The sequence below is a fragment of the Faunimonas pinastri genome (assembly GCF_900110915.1).
Classification (GTDB): Bacteria; Pseudomonadota; Alphaproteobacteria; order Rhizobiales; family Afifellaceae; genus Faunimonas; species Faunimonas pinastri.
The window spans coordinates 58,401-73,126 of the sequence record NZ_FOFG01000002.1 but is presented as its reverse complement, the minus strand read 5'-3'; the positions used below and the strand labels follow the sequence as shown (position 1 = coordinate 73,126).

General features: G+C 66.1%; 18 protein-coding genes. 6 read left to right on the top strand and 12 right to left on the bottom strand.

Translation table 11 applies throughout. The features are described 5' to 3' along the window. Positions 1–19 precede the first annotated feature (19 nt). A complete protein-coding gene (locus BMY25_RS03620) occupies positions 20–313 on the top strand; it encodes a BolA family protein (RefSeq protein WP_092495261.1) in 294 nt (97 codons plus the stop codon). A 42-nt stretch (positions 314–355) separates the two neighbouring features. Here BMY25_RS03620 and BMY25_RS03615 read toward each other — a convergent pair whose 3' ends face one another. Genes BMY25_RS03615 through BMY25_RS03605 form a run of 3 tightly spaced genes read right to left on the bottom strand, consistent with a single transcriptional unit; the run spans position 356 to position 3,339 of the window. Beyond that, the gene (locus BMY25_RS03615) at positions 356–1,639 is read right to left on the bottom strand and encodes an HlyC/CorC family transporter (RefSeq protein ID WP_092495260.1); all 1,284 of its coding nucleotides are present in this window, start codon (positions 1,637–1,639) and stop codon (positions 356–358) included. A 3-nt stretch (positions 1,640–1,642) separates the two neighbouring features. Next, positions 1,643–2,755 (bottom strand): 3-dehydroquinate synthase, encoded by a 1,113-nt coding sequence (gene aroB, locus BMY25_RS03610; protein WP_238858142.1) that lies wholly within the window; start codon positions 2,753–2,755, stop codon positions 1,643–1,645. Further along, positions 2,752–3,339: a shikimate kinase gene (locus BMY25_RS03605; protein ID WP_092495595.1), complete on the bottom strand. Its 588-nt coding sequence runs from the start codon at positions 3,337–3,339 to the stop codon at positions 2,752–2,754. The genes aroB and BMY25_RS03605 overlap by 4 nt, the downstream gene beginning before the upstream one ends. Before the next feature lie 197 nt (positions 3,340–3,536). On the opposite strand from BMY25_RS03605, the gene BMY25_RS03600 reads away from it, so the two are divergent. From BMY25_RS03600 to BMY25_RS03585, 4 genes are all read left to right on the top strand, one after another. Further along, positions 3,537–3,680 carry a histidine kinase gene (locus tag BMY25_RS03600; RefSeq protein ID WP_092495259.1) on the top strand — a complete coding sequence of 48 codons (144 nt, stop codon included), beginning with the start codon at positions 3,537–3,539 and terminating at the stop codon, positions 3,678–3,680. Continuing rightward, a complete protein-coding gene (locus BMY25_RS03595; RefSeq protein WP_092495258.1) occupies positions 3,677–4,639 on the top strand; it encodes a site-specific tyrosine recombinase XerD in 963 nt (320 codons plus the stop codon). The genes BMY25_RS03600 and BMY25_RS03595 overlap by 4 nt, the downstream gene beginning before the upstream one ends. Before the next feature lie 82 nt (positions 4,640–4,721). Beyond that, the gene (locus BMY25_RS03590; RefSeq protein ID WP_092495257.1) at positions 4,722–5,678 is read left to right on the top strand and encodes an acetyl-CoA carboxylase carboxyltransferase subunit alpha; all 957 of its coding nucleotides are present in this window, start codon (positions 4,722–4,724) and stop codon (positions 5,676–5,678) included. A gap of 142 nt (positions 5,679–5,820) precedes the next feature. Next, entirely contained in the window at positions 5,821–7,209 is a 1,389-nt protein-coding gene (locus BMY25_RS03585) for a L,D-transpeptidase family protein (RefSeq protein ID WP_092495256.1), read from the top strand. 87 nt (positions 7,210–7,296) lie between these two features. On the opposite strand, the gene copD is transcribed toward BMY25_RS03585, so the two are convergent. From copD to BMY25_RS03570, 3 genes are all read right to left on the bottom strand, one after another. Then, the gene (gene copD / locus BMY25_RS03580) at positions 7,297–8,184 is read right to left on the bottom strand and encodes a copper homeostasis membrane protein CopD (protein ID WP_092495255.1); all 888 of its coding nucleotides are present in this window, start codon (positions 8,182–8,184) and stop codon (positions 7,297–7,299) included. Next, positions 8,181–8,552 carry a copper homeostasis periplasmic binding protein CopC gene (gene copC, locus BMY25_RS03575; protein ID WP_092495254.1) on the bottom strand — a complete coding sequence of 124 codons (372 nt, stop codon included), beginning with the start codon at positions 8,550–8,552 and terminating at the stop codon, positions 8,181–8,183. The genes copD and copC overlap by 4 nt, the downstream gene beginning before the upstream one ends. 98 nt (positions 8,553–8,650) lie before the next feature. Continuing rightward, entirely contained in the window at positions 8,651–9,151 is a 501-nt protein-coding gene (locus BMY25_RS03570; protein WP_092495253.1) for a copper chaperone PCu(A)C, read from the bottom strand. Positions 9,152–9,445: 294 nt separating this feature from the next. Between BMY25_RS03570 and BMY25_RS03565 the strand changes: the two genes are divergently transcribed. After that, a complete protein-coding gene (locus BMY25_RS03565; protein WP_092495252.1) occupies positions 9,446–9,640 on the top strand; it encodes a hypothetical protein in 195 nt (64 codons plus the stop codon). A gap of 31 nt (positions 9,641–9,671) precedes the next feature. Here the strand turns inward: BMY25_RS03565 and BMY25_RS03560 are convergent, their stop codons facing one another. From BMY25_RS03560 to proV, 6 genes are all read right to left on the bottom strand, one after another. Further along, a complete protein-coding gene (locus tag BMY25_RS03560; RefSeq protein WP_092495251.1) occupies positions 9,672–10,421 on the bottom strand; it encodes a di-trans,poly-cis-decaprenylcistransferase in 750 nt (249 codons plus the stop codon). Positions 10,422–10,459: 38 nt separating this feature from the next. Continuing rightward, on the bottom strand, positions 10,460–10,840 hold the full coding sequence (locus tag BMY25_RS03555; RefSeq protein ID WP_092495250.1) for a transcriptional regulator: 381 nt from the start codon (positions 10,838–10,840) through the stop codon (positions 10,460–10,462). Then, positions 10,827–11,444, bottom strand: a complete 618-nt coding sequence (locus BMY25_RS03550; RefSeq protein WP_092495249.1) for a hypothetical protein — start codon at positions 11,442–11,444, stop codon at positions 10,827–10,829. Before BMY25_RS03550 ends, BMY25_RS03555 begins: the two co-directional genes overlap by 14 nt. 125 nt (positions 11,445–11,569) lie before the next feature. Beyond that, entirely contained in the window at positions 11,570–12,451 is an 882-nt protein-coding gene (locus tag BMY25_RS03545) for a glycine betaine ABC transporter substrate-binding protein (protein WP_092495248.1), read from the bottom strand. A gap of 44 nt (positions 12,452–12,495) precedes the next feature. After that, entirely contained in the window at positions 12,496–13,404 is a 909-nt protein-coding gene (locus BMY25_RS03540; RefSeq protein ID WP_092495247.1) for an ABC transporter permease, read from the bottom strand. Positions 13,405–13,424: 20 nt separating this feature from the next. Continuing rightward, complete coding sequence (gene proV, locus BMY25_RS03535; protein WP_092495246.1) at positions 13,425–14,663, bottom strand: glycine betaine/L-proline ABC transporter ATP-binding protein ProV; 1,239 nt, start codon at positions 14,661–14,663, stop codon at positions 13,425–13,427. Between the last annotated feature and the right edge of the window lie 63 nt (positions 14,664–14,726).

Sequence of the window (14,726 nt, the reverse complement as noted above, 5' to 3'; positions counted from 1 at the left end):
CCATCAGGAGGTCGCAATCATGTCAATCAAGGCCCGTATCGAGGCCAAACTCGCCGATGCCCTGGCGCCCGAGCAGCTGGATGTGATCGACGAGTCACATCTGCATGCCGGCCACGCAGGCCACCGTCCCGGAGGCGAAACCCACTTCCGGGTCAATATCGTTTCCACCACCTTTGCCGGGCAATCCCGGCTGGAGCGCCACCGCACCGTCAACCGCATCCTGGCCGAGGAACTGGCCGGAGGGGTGCACGCGCTGGCCGTGCACCCCTCCGCGCCGGGCGAGGAGGCGAGACCGGCCGGCCGCCCGAGCTGACCGTGCGAACCGGTCGCGGATGCGACCGGCCTTCGCTGCCCGTCAGGCCTTTGCCGCCGCGGGCAGCGTCGCAACAAGCGGGGAAACCCGCAACTGCGTAATGCGGTTGCGGGATTTCCGCAGAACCTTGAAGCGGTAATTATGGAAGGTGAATTCCTGGCCCGCTTCGGGAATCGTATGCGCCTCGTGGATGACGAGCCCCGCGATGGTGGTCGCTTCCTCATCCGGCAGCGACCAGTCCAGCGCGCGGTTGAGATCGCGAATCGGCACGGAGCCATCGACGAGAATCGTGCCGTCCAGCTGCGGACGCACGCCCTGCATGGCGACATCGTGCTCGTCGGAAATGTTGCCGACGATCTCCTCGATGATGTCCTCCAGCGTGACCAGCCCCATCACCTCGCCATACTCGTCCACGACCAGCGCGAAGTGCGACTTGCGGCGCAGGAACTCGCTGAGCTGGACGCGAAGCGGCGTGCTGTCGAGCACGAACCAGGGCGGCGAGGCCACGGAATCGATGTCGATCTTGGAGAAGTCGCCGCGGGTATGCCGGAGCGCCCGCAGCAGGTCCTTGCCGTGCAGGATGCCGACGATGTTGTCGGCCTCGTCGCGCCAGAGCGGCAGCCGCGTGTAGGGGCTGGAGAGCGCGATATCGACGATCTTGTCGATCGGCTCGTCGGCGTTCACCCCCTGCATCGCGGTCCGGTGCACCATGACGTCGGACACATCGAGTTCGCTGAGGTCGAGCAGCCCGCCCAGCATGTCGCGCTGGCCCTTCAGCACGCTGCCCTGCATGTGCAGGAGATCGACCGCGCCGCGGAGTTCGTCTTCGGCCGAGATCAGCGAATTCGCCTGCGCATTCAGGCCGCAGGCGCGCAGAACGATCGCGACGATCCATTCCACCGTGCGCACGACGGGGCTGAAAATGAGCACGACCCAGCGGACGATCGGGGCGACCGCCAGCGAAAAGCGGTCCGGCACCGTGATCGCCCAGGTCTTGGGCAGCACTTCGGCGAAGACCAGCAGCAGCGCCGTCATCCCGATGGTCGCATAGACCACGCCGGTCTGGCCGAAGATCTGGATCAGCACCGAGGTCGCCAGAGCTGACGACAGGATGTTGGCGAGGTTGTTGCCGAGAAGCAGCGCGCCGATCAGCCGCTCCTTGGAGTTCAGCAACTGTTCCACGATACCGGCGCGCTCGTCGCCGGACTTCTGCAACTGGTGCATTCGCGCGCGGGATGAAGCCGTGAGGGCCGTCTCCGACCCGGAGAAAAATGCGGATACCAGGACGAGGACGACGATGATGGCGATGAAGGCCCAGAGCCACATGGCTTAGGTCGAAAGCTCCCTTTGGAGAAAGTCACGCACACGCTCGGGCGAGACATCGTCGGCAATGAAGGACCGGCCGATGCCATGGGTCAGGATAAAGGTGAGCCGCCCGCGTTTGACTTTCTTGTCCTGCCCAATGTGGGTCATCAACTCGTCCGCGGAAAGGGGTCCGCCCGGAATATCCGAAATCCGCGTGGGCAATCCCACAGCCTGGAGATGGCGCTCCACGCGCTCCGCATCCTCGGCGGGGCAAAGGCCGAGCTCGACGGAGAAGCGATGCGCCAGCGCGGTGCCGATCGCGACCCCTTCGCCGTGCACGAGACGGTCCGCATCGTAGCCGCAGGCGGCTTCCAGCGCGTGGCCGAAGGTGTGGCCGAGATTGAGCAGGGCGCGCTCGCCCGTCTCGCGCTCGTCGGCGGCGACCGTGTCCGCCTTGGCCTGGCAACTCCGCGCGATGGCCTCGGTGCGCGCCGGGCCGCCGGAGAAGACGTCCTGCCAGTTCGCTTCCAGCCAGGCGAAAAAGGCCGCGTCGCCGATCAGTCCATATTTCGCGACTTCCGCATAGCCGGCGGCGAACTCGCGCCGGGGCAGGGTGTCCAGAGCATCCGTCGCGGCCAGCACCAGCTGCGGCTGGTAGAAAGCGCCGACGAGGTTCTTGCCGTGCCGCGAGTTGATGCCCGTCTTGCCGCCGACGCTGGAATCCACCTGCGCCAGAAGCGTGGTCGGGATCTGCACGAAGCGCATGCCGCGTCGCACGATCGCGGCGGCGAAGCCTGCGAGGTCGCCGATGACGCCGCCGCCGAGCGCCACGACCGCGTCGCCGCGCTCCAGCCGTGCCCCGACCACGGTTTCCACCACCTCCTGCAGCCGGTCGAACTTCTTGGAGGCCTCGCCGGCGGGCACCACCACCGTCGTGACGCCGATGCCGGCACGCTCGAGCGAGGCGCTTACCGTCTCAAGGTGGATGCGGGCGACGTTCTCGTCGGTGACCAGCGCCACGCGGGCACCCGGCAGCACGGCGGCGATGCGCTCGCCCGCCTGGGCGAGCAGGCCTTCGCCGATGAGGATGTCGTAGCTGCGCGTGCCGAGTTCGACGCGGATGGTCTGTGACGTCACGCTTTGTTCTCTTGCGCCAGATAGGTTTCGAGACGGTCGAGCAGTTCCGCGATGGTCAGGTGGAACGGCCCTTCATGGGAATTCACGGTAAGGTCGGCCGTCGCATAGGTCGGGCCGCGTTCGTTCTGCAGTCGGCGGAGCGTGCCCTCGGGATCGGATTGCAGCAAGGGCCGATGCGACTTGCGCCGCACCCGCTCCAGCAGCACCCGCACGTCGGCCTTGAGCCAGACGGAGATGCCGTTCCCGCGAATGCGCTGGCGGGTCTCCTCGCTCATGAAGGCGCCTCCGCCGGTTGCAACCACCTTGGGTCCTTCGGCGAGAAGCCGCGATATGACGCGACGTTCCCCGGCGCGAAACGCCTCTTCGCCATAGGCACTGAAGATTTCAGCGATGGTCTGGTTGGCGGCGGCCTCGATTTCCACGTCCGCATCGACAAAGGACAGGCCCAGTGCGAGAGCCAGCCGACGCCCGACGCTCGTCTTGCCCGCGCCCATCAGGCCGACCAGTACGATGTTGCGCGATCCAAGCCCGGCGACGATCCGCGCCCTGCGCTCCTCGCCCGCCAGAATCTCCTCGGCCTGCATGGCTCCCTCCTGCGCGCTTTCGTGCGACGCAGTCGCTTCCCCTGTCAAGCTCAAGCGGAACGCCCCGATCCGGCGGAATGCCGGACGGCCGCCGATGCGGCGAGAAACAACGAAGCCTTGAATATCACTTTAACCATCTTTCATTCAGGATGGGCAGGGTACAGACAATAAGGCACACAACGAAAGCAACCTGGTCGATGCCGACACTCATCCGTCTGATCGTGCTTCTCCTGATCCTTGCCGGTCTCGTGTTCGGGGGCATGATCGCCCTTGTACACTACGTCAATCCGGAGCCGCACGAGATCACGGTCCGCATCCCCTCCGATCGCTTCAATCAATGAACGCCGGCGGGCCGGCTGAAAAGGGCAGGCCGAGTTCCGGGGACGGGCTCCTGCAGGAAGCCTTTCTGGAAATGCTCTCGGCCGAACGCGGCGCCAGCGCCAACACGCTCGACGCCTATCGCCGCGACCTCGACGATTTCCGGCTGAACGCCGGCGGGCTTGCTTCCGCCACCGCGAGCGATATTCGCGACTATCTGCAGGATCTGCATGCGCGTGGCTTCGCCGCAACGTCGCAGGCGCGTCGTCTTTCCGCGCTCCGGCAGTTCTTCCGCTTTCTCATGGAGGAGGGCGAGCGGGAGGACGACCCGACCGCCACGGCCGAGAGCCCCAAGCCGCGCCGCGCCTTGCCCGCCGTGCTGACCGTGGACGAGGTCGACCGGCTGCTACACGCGGCCCGTGACGCCGCCGAGGCGCCGGAGGCGAGCCCGTCCAGGCGCGTGGCCGCGCTGCGCACGCTGGCCATCCTCGAACTTCTTTACGCAACGGGGCTGCGCATTTCCGAGCTGATCGCGCTTCCGGCCTCCGCCGGCAAGGCCGGCCGGGAGTTCATCACCGTCCGTGGCAAGGGCGGGCGTGAGCGCCTTGTCCCGCTGAACCCATCGGCCATCGCGGCCGTGGAGGCCTACCGGCTCGCACGCGGGGCCAAGAGCGACTGGATGTTCCCGGCGCAAAGCGAGAGCGGGCATATCACCCGCCAGTCCTTCGCGCGCGATCTCAAGGATGTCGCGGTGCGCGCCGGGATCTCGCCCTCGCGCCTTTCTCCCCACGTCCTGCGGCATGCCTTCGCCACGCATCTCCTGTCCGGCGGGGCGGATCTTCGCGTCGTTCAGACCCTGCTCGGGCACGCCGACATATCGACCACGCAGATCTACACGCATGTGCTGGACGAGCGCCTGAGGCAGCTCGTCCAGGACCATCATCCGCTCGCCCGCTCGCTCGAAGGCGAGGGGACTGCTTGACTGAACGCTCCCTCATCGTCAGGTTGCGGCCCAATCCGGACCGGCGCCATGCGCCAGACCCCCGTGTTCAGTGCAGGTGAGTATGCGGACGTTCCTCGATTTCGAAAAGCCGGTTGCCGATCTGATGGGGCAGATCCAGGAGTTGCGGCGACTGCAGAACGGAGAGGATGGCGTTTCCGTCTCCGACGAGATCGCCACCCTGGAGGAGAAGGCGCGCGAGGCGCTCAAGGTCGCCTATTCCCGCCTGACCCCGTGGCAGAAGACGCAGGTGGCGCGCCACCCCGACCGCCCGCATGCGGTCCACTACATTGCCGGCCTGATCGACGAGTTCACGCCGCTGGCAGGTGACCGGAAGTTCTCCGAGGATCAGGCGCTGATCGCCGGCTTCGGCCGCTTCAAGGGGCAGCCGGTCGCGGTTCTTGCCCAGGAAAAGGGCGCGGACACGCAGACCCGCCTGCAGCACAATTTCGGCATGGCCCGCCCGGAGGGCTATCGCAAGGCCGTCCGCATCATGGAGCTGGCCCAGCGCTTCAAGTTGCCGGTGATCTCGCTGGTCGATACGGCGGGCGCCTATCCCGGCGTCAATGCCGAGGAGCGCGGGCAGGCCGAGGCGATCGCCCGTTCCACCGAGGCCTGCCTCAATCTCCGCGTTCCGAATGTCGCGATCGTGCTTGGCGAGGGCGGCTCCGGTGGCGCCATCGCCATCGCCACCGCCAACCGCGTCTTCATGCTCGAACATGCGGTCTACAGCGTCATCTCGCCGGAAGGCGCCGCTTCGATTCTCTGGCGTGATTCGACCCGCGCGCAGGATGCGGCGACCGCGATGAAGATCACGGCGGCCGATCTTCAGGGTCTCAAGGTGATCGACGGCATCATTCCCGAGCCTCTCGGCGGCGCCCATCGCGCGCCGGACGAGGTGATCGCCCGCACGGGGGACGTGATCGAGCGCACCCTTTCGGAGCTTTCAGTCCTTTCTCCGGAAGATTTGGTGCGGAGCCGCCGGCAGAAGTTCCTCGATATCGGGCGCACTCTTTCCTGATTAACCACAGCTGTGCTAAGTATCGCGCCGGGGCTAGACATTCAGGCACTTTAAGGCCGTCCGCCGCTTAAGGGTTCGTTAACCCTGGGCGCGCATATCCGGTCGTATCGGTGCCTGGTGCATCCGGAAGATGGGATTGGCGATGCTGAGCATCAGGCGGTTTGGGCGCGTTGGCGCTTTCCTGGTCGGCGCGATGGCGGCCCTGGTGCTGGCCTCCTGCACGGACGTGGCCCAGTTGCCGAAGCAGGTCCGGCCCTTCTCCTCGGAAACCAGGGCGCTCCTCGTCAAGAACGACATGGACGAGAAGTCGCCGATCCTGGTTCGGATCTTCAAGGAAGATTCCAGCTTCGAGGTCTGGAAGCAGCAGAAGACCACCGGTCGGTTCGCGCTGGTCAAGAGCTACCAGATCTGCAAGTGGTCCGGCGGGCTCGGGCCCAAGGTCAAGGAAGGCGACCGGCAGTCGCCGGAAGGCTTCTATACGATCTATCCCGGCCAGATGAATCCCAAGTCGGCCTATTACCTCTCCTTCAATATCGGTTTCCCCAACGCCTATGACCGTGCGCACAGCCGCACGGGGGTGGCGCTGATGGTGCATGGCATCTGCTCGTCGGCCGGCTGCTACGCCATGAACGACGACCAGATGCAGGAAATCTGGACCTTTGCACGCACGGCCTTCGAGGGTGGTCAGCGCGCCTTTCAGGTGCAGGCCTATCCCTTCCGCATGACGCCGGAAAACATGGCCAAGCATTACGGCGACCCGAACATGCCGTTCTGGAAAATGCTGAAGGTCGGCTACGACCATTTCGAGGTGACGCATCAGGAGCCGAAGGTCGACGTCTGCTCCGGGCAGTATGTCTTCAACTCCAATTCGCAGAACGGCATCGCCTTCAACCCGACGGGTGCATGCCCGGTGATGACCGTGCCGGAGCCGCTTCGTGTCGCCGTCGCGCAGAAGGAAGCGCAGGACGACGCCAAGACGCAGATCGTGCTGGCGCAGCTTCAGCAGGACCAGATCAAGTCCGAGAGACGCGAGCAGGACAAGCTCAACCCTCATCCGACCATGCTGGCCTCGATTTTCGGGGCGCCCAAGGCCGCGGAAGCCACCAAACTGAGCACTCCGGCGGCTCCGGCGCCCACCGCTGTTGCGCAACTTACCCCGGCCGTGGCTGCTTCGGCGCAGAAGGCCGTGGACCCCATCCATACCGGCTCGATCCAGAAGGCCCCGGCGGCAGTGCCGGCCACTGCCAAGGCGAAGGCCGCTCCCGTCGCCGTATCGCAGCCGATGCTTGCGGCCAGGGAACCTGCCGCAGCGCCTGCTTCGGACTTTGGTGCGGAGCCTCCGGTTGGCGCGACCGCCTATGCCGAGAGCGAACAGCCGAAGCATCGGAGCCTCTTCGCTCGCCTGATCGGCAAGAACTCCACTCCCGAAAACGAGACCGCTCCGGTGATCCCGGCGGCGCTCCAGACGAACACTGCGGCAACCGCAGCTGCCGCCGGTTCGACGGGTTCAATCGTCTCGCTGCCGCGCTGATTTCAGATTGCATAGAGAGAAAACCGGAGCTGCCCTGGGCGGCTCCGGTTTTGTTTGTGGCGAGGGGTTCCGACCGGTCCGTCGAGGTCAGGCCGGGTCCATCATGCCGAACGCGGCCACCAGTCCGATGACGACAAAGCCGAGCAGGATCTCGGCCCGGATGCCGGTGCGGAGCGCGGCAAGGGCATCCCGGCGATCGCTAGCCATGCGCGGCACCACGACATAGCGGTTCACGATCGCGAGCCCGCTCATGACCGTCACGAGCGAAATCTTCCCGAGAAGCAGCGCCTGATAGGGTGATTTCAGGTCGGTCGGCAGGCGCCCCAAAACCAGCGCCGTGCTGACGGCTCCGGTCAGAACCACGAGCGCGACGGCGAGATGGCCGAGGCTGGAAAAACGGCGGAGCGCGACTGCGGCGGCGTGCTGCGCCTCCGGCCGGTCGAGCGCGCGAAGAACGGGAAAAAGCGGGATCAGCGCGCCGAACCAGAACCCGCCGGAGAGCAGATGAATGGCGTCGTTGGCGCGGTGAGCAACGCCCAGCCAGCCGCCATGCATTGCCGCGTGGCCGGAGGCGGTAAGGCCGCCGAGGACGATGGCTGCTGCTGCCGCGATCGCGGCAGGGCGCAATCCGGGCTGGGCGGCGAGGGCGGCGCAGAGGAGGAGCGCCGAGGCGGCCTGAAGAACCCATGCTGAACCGGCGCTGGTCCGGGTGACCACTGCGCGGAGGATCTCGCCTCTGAGTGCGTCCGTCCAGCCGTCGCCAAGACCGGCGGCCTGGATCGGCAGCGCCGCGAGAGCCGTGATGAGAATGATCGCGACCGCGATGCCGCACACGAGGCGGAGGCTGCGGGCCGTATCGACCCGCAGCGATCGAGGGACGAGCGCCGCGACGAAGAACGCCGATCCCCACACGAGCATCGCGAATGCATCGTGCAGGAAACGACAGCCCGTCAGCGCGGCGCCCGGCGTGATCATGGCTTGAACGTGAAGCCGTAGCTGCCGGTGGTCTTGTGACCGTCGGTGGAAAGGGCCTGCCAGTCCACGGTGTAGTAACCGGGCTGGAGCGGCGCCATGAGCGGCACCACCAGCGTCCTGCCGTCGCCTGCCTTGAGCGCGGCTTTGCCGGTTTCGACGAGCTTTCCGTCGGCGCCCTTGAGCGCAGCCCTTGAGAAGGCGACGTCGAGACCTTCGGAGAAACCGAGGTCGAGTTCGGCCGGTGAGGTGGAAACCGTGCTTTCGGCGGCGGGCACGGTCGTCTTCAGATGAGCATGGGCAAAGGCCGTGGAGGAAAGGCCTAGGCCGATCGCGGCGGCGGCCACGATCGTGCGGGCGATGATGGTCATGGGAATTCCTTTGTGGTGATGGGGCGCGGATTTCCGCGAGGCGAAGCGGTCCCAGGGCTTACCGGTGGGCCGTGAACTGCAGGTCGTGGGCCGGCGGCTCAGTTCATCTTCATGCCGGGCATGGCTGCCGAAGCCGGGGCTTTCGCGCCGATCGCTTCCACGGAGAAGCGGACGGGGAGCGTACCCGCATGGTCGAAGACCAGCGTGCCGGCGATGGCACTGCCTTTCGTCAGGACGTGCTTCAGCCCGGTGAACATCGCGTGCGTGCCGGAAGGCGAAAGCGTCACGGAGCCGCCGGGCGGGATCTCGACCGGAGCGGCGGGCCGCATCCGCATCACCCCGTCCTTCATCGACATGTCGTGCAATTCGAAGCCGGAGGCCGCTTCCAGCGAGCCGCCGACGAGGCGGTCCGCCGTGCTGCCATTGTTGCGGATCGTGATGTAACCCGCCGCAACCTGAGCTCCGGGCGGCGTCGCCCGAGTCCAGGGATGCTGCACGGCAAGATCGCCGAGGTTAAAGTCTTCAGCCCGCGCGGAGCTCGCGACGGCGGAAGCAAGGAGGAGGCCGGCGGCAAAGCCGGCGCGAAGAAAAAGAGCCATGGTTTATCCTGTACCGGGCGAGAGCCGCCGTCGAGAAACGGACGGCGCACGGAAATTGCCTGTCGGTTCCGGTCAGGCGGCAGGAGGTCCCTGTGACTGGCGAGGCGAACGCAGCTGCGCGAACCGAAGTTTCCAGGTGCTGACGGCGGCAGCGGCCAGCGGAGCAGGCGAAGCCAGCCGGGCGAGGCTCAGGGGCGAGGGCAGGATAGCCGGGGCGCAGAGACAGCCGTCTCCGCAGCAATCCATCGGATGCGATGGCGAGCCCCGATGATCCGGCGCCCCCGTGGGCTCCGAATGACAGAGCTCGACGGGGAAGCCGCCGAGTTGCTGGGGAAGCGGCGGGGACGCGGGGACCCCGGCGCAGGCACGGCCGATTCCGGCCGCGACGAGCGCAAGCACCAGGAGCACGGCCGCCAGCCGCCGCGTCCCGAGATGTCCCCGAAAGATCATCCCGGCATGAGGACGCGAGGCGAAGCTCCCGTCAAGTGAAAGCACGCAGCCCCTGAAGGGGGTTCGTTCGTCAGGCGGCGACGGGCTGCGCGGGCATCGTGTGTGCCGCCGCGACCTTGAGCGCCGCCTGCGACGGAGTGGTGCCGAAGCGCCGCTGGCGCCCGCCGAAGGCGGCAAGAGCCTCGGCGAGATCCTCGCCGGTGAAGTCCGGCCACATGCGCTGCGTGAAGAACAGCTCCGCGTAGGCGCTCTCCCAAAGCATGAAGTCGGAAAGCCGCTGTTCGCCGCTGGTGCGGATCACCAGATCCACGTCGCGGACGATGTCGCCGCTGACCAGGCGCGAGAAGCCGGGCCGGGTGAGATCCTCGCCGGCGCTGATCCGTGCGGCGGCAGCGAGGATCGCGTCGCGGGCGGAATAGTCGACGGCCAGGCGCACGTGCAGACGATCGCCCGCCGCCGTCATCGCTTCGGCGCGGTCGATCTCCTCCCGCAGGCCCGGGGGAAGCCGGTCACGCCGACCGATCAGGTTCAGTCTGATGCCTTTCTCCACGAGTTGGTGCGTCTCGGAGCGGAGATAGATCTCCAGGAGGTGCATCAGCGTGGCGACCTCCTCGTCCGGGCGGCGCCAGTTGTCGCTGGAGAATGCGAAGAGCGTCAGCGTACCCACTCCCATGCCGGGTGCCGCTTCCATCACACGCCGGGTGGCGTCCACCCCGGCCTCGTGGCCAAGCCCGCGCGGCAGGCCCTGCTGCGTCGCCCAGCGCCCGTTGCCGTCCATGATGACGCCGACGTGCAGTTTGGAAAGAAAAGAGGTTTGCACTGTAAAGTCTCCTCGCAAATAAAAACGGATTTCGCCTGTCAGGTCGGAAAGAGGCGCAAGCGGGACGGCGGCAGTTCTTCCCCCTCGGCGGCCTTGGCGGCGTCGCGCACGACCTGCTCCAGCACGGAGAGGTACTCCACGAAGCGACGGCGACCTTCGGCGGTGAGCTTGCAACTCGTATGCGGCCGGTTGCCCTCGTAGCCCTTGATGATGTCGACCAGCCCCGCTTCCTGCAGCACCTGCAGATGCCGGCTGAGATTGCCGTCGGTCAGACCGCAGAGCTGCTTCAGGTCGGCGAAGGCCAGGCCCTTGGGGTGGCCGATCAGCGAGGTCAGGACGCCCAGCCGGGCCTTCTCATGAATGACGCGGTCGAGCCCGTCATAGGAAAAGGGAGCCGCGGCGGGATCAGGCTTGGCCATGATGCTCTCCGGAGGAGAAGTACAGGATCGCGGCGAGCAGCAGCTGCCCGCCGGCAAAGGGAATTCCCATCGCCCAGGGCGAGACGGTGTGGCTGCCGCCGCAGATCATCAGCACGGCAAAGCCGGCGACGAAATACCAGGCGCCGCCGAGCGTCACCGCGCGGGGCAGGGTGCGGGCGGAGGCGAAAATGCCGAGGCTGACCAGCACCTGCCAGATGCCGGGCAGCATCCAGGCCGGTTCCGGCGCGAACCGCAGAACCACAAGCGCGAGGAACGCGCCCGCCACGCCCGCCGGCACGAACTGCTGCACGGCATTGACGATCATGGCGTCGGCAAGCCCGGAATGGCGCCGCCGCGTGCGCGCCAGCATCTCGGCGCCGATAATGGCGACGCAGACCAATGCCGTGACGATCCAGCCGGTGAAATAGAGGAGTGGCGCCGCGTTCGGGTCGGGCATCCAGAAGGACTGCACGGAAGCGGTCACGAGGGCCAGCACGGACGTTGCCCCCAGCGCGGTGGGGCCGAAACCCTGAAACGCCGTGCTGTATGCCAGCTGGCTGCGAATTTCGACGATGTCCGCCAAGGCTTTGTCGAGATCGCGCATCGCGCCGCTCCGTAACTCTGTAGTGCAAAGTATACGCATTAGCAAAGCGCGGCAAGGGGGTGGATACGAAAACGGCCGGGCGTGAGCCCGGCCGCTGCGTTTGTTTAAACAGGGCGGAGTGCGCCTCAGCCCTGCTCGCCGATTTCGCCGGTCAGCCAGTAGTTCACGCGGGCCTGATGGCTGGCGATGTACTTGTCGACCGCCTGCTCATAGGAGGTGTCCTGGGCGTCGGCCATGGCGGACTCCAGTTCCTTCAGCGGCAGGTTCATGCGCATCAGGAACTGCGCGACATCCGGATGATCGTTCTGGAAGCCCTTCCGGGAGATCGCGTAGACGCGTTCCACACCGCCGAGCGAGCCCTTGGGGTCCGCGATATAGCGCAGCTTGTACTTGCCGAACATCCAGTGGGGGCTCCACGACGTTGCCACGAACCACTTCTTGCTCCGCATGTCGCGGTCGATCGTGGTCATCATGGCAGCCTCGCTGGATTCAACGAGCTTGTAGTCGAGGCCATAATCCTCGACCGCCTTGTGGGAGAGCCGGGTCAGCCCGGCGCCGGGATCGATGCCCTGCACCTCGCCGCCGAGCTTGCTCTTGATCTCGTCCTTCTTCAGGTCGGCGATGGAGGAGATCTGGTCTTCCGGAATGTAGTCCGGCACGACCCAGCCGAGCTTCGCGTCGGTATAGAGCACGCCGAGCACGGCGACCTTGTCCTGCACGCGCTTCCAGTAATCGGCGTGCGTCTGCGGCAGCCAGGCCATCATCATGGCATCGAGATCGCCTCGGGCCACGCCCTGGTAGAGCGGCGCGACATCCGTCTGCACCAGCTCCACCTTGGTGTTGAGCTTGTCGGTAATCAGCTTGGCGGCAAGCTTGGTGACGAACTCCGCGTCGGCCCAGGCGGTCCAGCCGATTTTCACCGGCTTTGAGTCCTGCGCGTTGGCAAAGCCGGTAAGGCCCGCCACCATGGCAGCCGCAAGTCCGAGTTGTCGTAGGGATTTCAGCAAAAGCTGCTCCTTTCGTTGGGGTGGATGGTTGTGTGGATCGAAGATCAGGTCTTCGCGGGGGGCGTGGCGCTGGACGGAACCTCGCCGCGATTTGCGCGGGCACCGAAGAACCGGCCGAAACTGAAGGCCGTGTTGCGCTGCCCGAGGCTCTGGGTGATGCGGTCGAGGATGACGGCCAGCACGGTGACGGCGAGGCCGCCCTCGAAGCCGGTGCCCACGTCCAGCCGCTGGATGCCGGTCAGCACGATATTGCCGAGACCGCCCGCGCCGATCATGGAGGCGATGACCACCATGGACAGCGACAGCATGATGGTCTGGTTGATGCCCGCCATGATGGAGGGCAGGGCGTTCGGCATCTGCACCTTGAGCAGGAGCTGGCGCGCGGTGCAGCCGAAAGCGAGACCCGCTTCGATGAATTCGCCGTTGACCTGCCTGATCCCCAGATTGGTGAGGCGCACCACGGGCGGCATGGCGAAGATCACCGTGGCGATCGTGCCGGGCACCGCGCCGAGGCCGAAGAACATGGCGGCCGGGATGAGATAGACGAAGGCCGGCATGGTCTGCATCAGGTCGAGGACGGGCCGCACGAGCACCGTGACGATGCGGCTCTTGGCCATGGCGATGCCGAGCGGGATGCCGACGACGATGGCGATCACCGTTGCCGCGAGCACCAGCGACAGCGTTTCCATGGTGCGCTCCCAAAGGCCCATGTCGACGATCACCAGCAATGCCAGCAGCGAAAACAGCGCGAATTTCCAGCTGACGCGCCAGAGCGCGAGCGCCACGATGACGATTACCGCGACGGGCATCGGAATGCCGGTCAGGGCCGCCTTGATCGTGTCGGTCACGAAGCCGATGACGGTCGCGATGAAGTTCAGCGCGGGAGTGAAGTGGTCGAGAATATAGTTCACGACCGCATTGGCGCCTTCGCCAATATGAAGATCGAAATGCATGCTGCGTCCGTGGCTTGGGGTCAGGTCGTCGTGCGGTCGAGCGTCATCAGCAGGGCCGATTTGCTGATCGACCCCACGTAGCGCTGCCGTTCGTCGACCACCGGAACGGGCCAGCGGCTTTCCGCGACGCGACCCATGACATTGGAAAGCGGCTCGGCCGCCTCGATAGGCTCGACCTCGGTGAGGAAGGCCTTGTGATAGGGATCGGCCTCGCCGGCGCGGGCGGCCTGCGCGAGGGACTCGGCGCTCACCATCCCGTGGTAGCGCTTGTCGCGGCCCACCACGATGGCGACTTCGCGATCATGCCGGCGCATCCGCTCCAGCGCGGCGGCAACGGCAACGCCCTTGCGCTCGATCAGGGTCACCTGCGTCTCGCGCGCGATATCGCCGGCCTTGAAGACGTTGGAAACGTCGACGTTGCGGAAGAACGACCGCACGTAGTCGTTGGCCGGGTTCATCACGATCTCGTCCGGCGTGCCGACCTGCACGACGTTGCCGTGCTGCATGATGGCGATGCGGTCGCCAATGCGCATGGCTTCGTCGAGATCGTGGCTGACGAAGATGATGGTGCGGCTGTGCTCCGATTGCAGGCGGAGGAGCTCATCCTGCATTTCCGTGCGGATCAGCGGGTCGAGCGCGGAGAACGCTTCGTCCATCAGGAGCACCGTCGGCTCGCTGGCCAGCGCCCGGGCGAGGCCGACGCGCTGCTTCATGCCGCCGGAAAGCTGGTCCGGACGGCTGGCCGCATAGGCGCCGAGGCCGACGCCTTCCAGCGCGGCCAGGGCCTTGGCCTGCCGCTCGGCCGCCGGAACGCCGGCTACTTCCAGCCCGAAGGCGGCGTTTTCGAGAACGGTCAGGTTGGGCAAGAGCGCGAAGGACTGGAACACCATGCTCATGTCGCGGCGGCGCAGCTCGATCAGCTCGCGCTTCGACATCTTCGTGATGTCCTGCCCGTCCACGCGGATCGCGCCGCTGGTCGGCTCGATCAGGCGGTTGATGAGGCGGAGGAGGGTGGACTTGCCTGACCCGGACAGGCCCATGATGACGAAGATCTCGCCGGCATGGATGTCGAAGCTCGCATCGTTGACGCCCAGCGTGCAGCCGGTCTCGGCGTGGATCTCTTCCTTGCCGCGTCCCTCGCGGACCATGCGCATGGCGGTGTCGGATCGGTCGCCGAAGATCTTGAAAACGCGATCAACGCTGATCTTTACTTCGGGCTGCGTGTCTTCGCCTATACTGCTCGCCGTTTCGCGATCCATCCAGTATGTCGTCTTTCGATCTGATATGTCGGCGCGTGCGACCAGAAGAGTCTGCGCCATGGA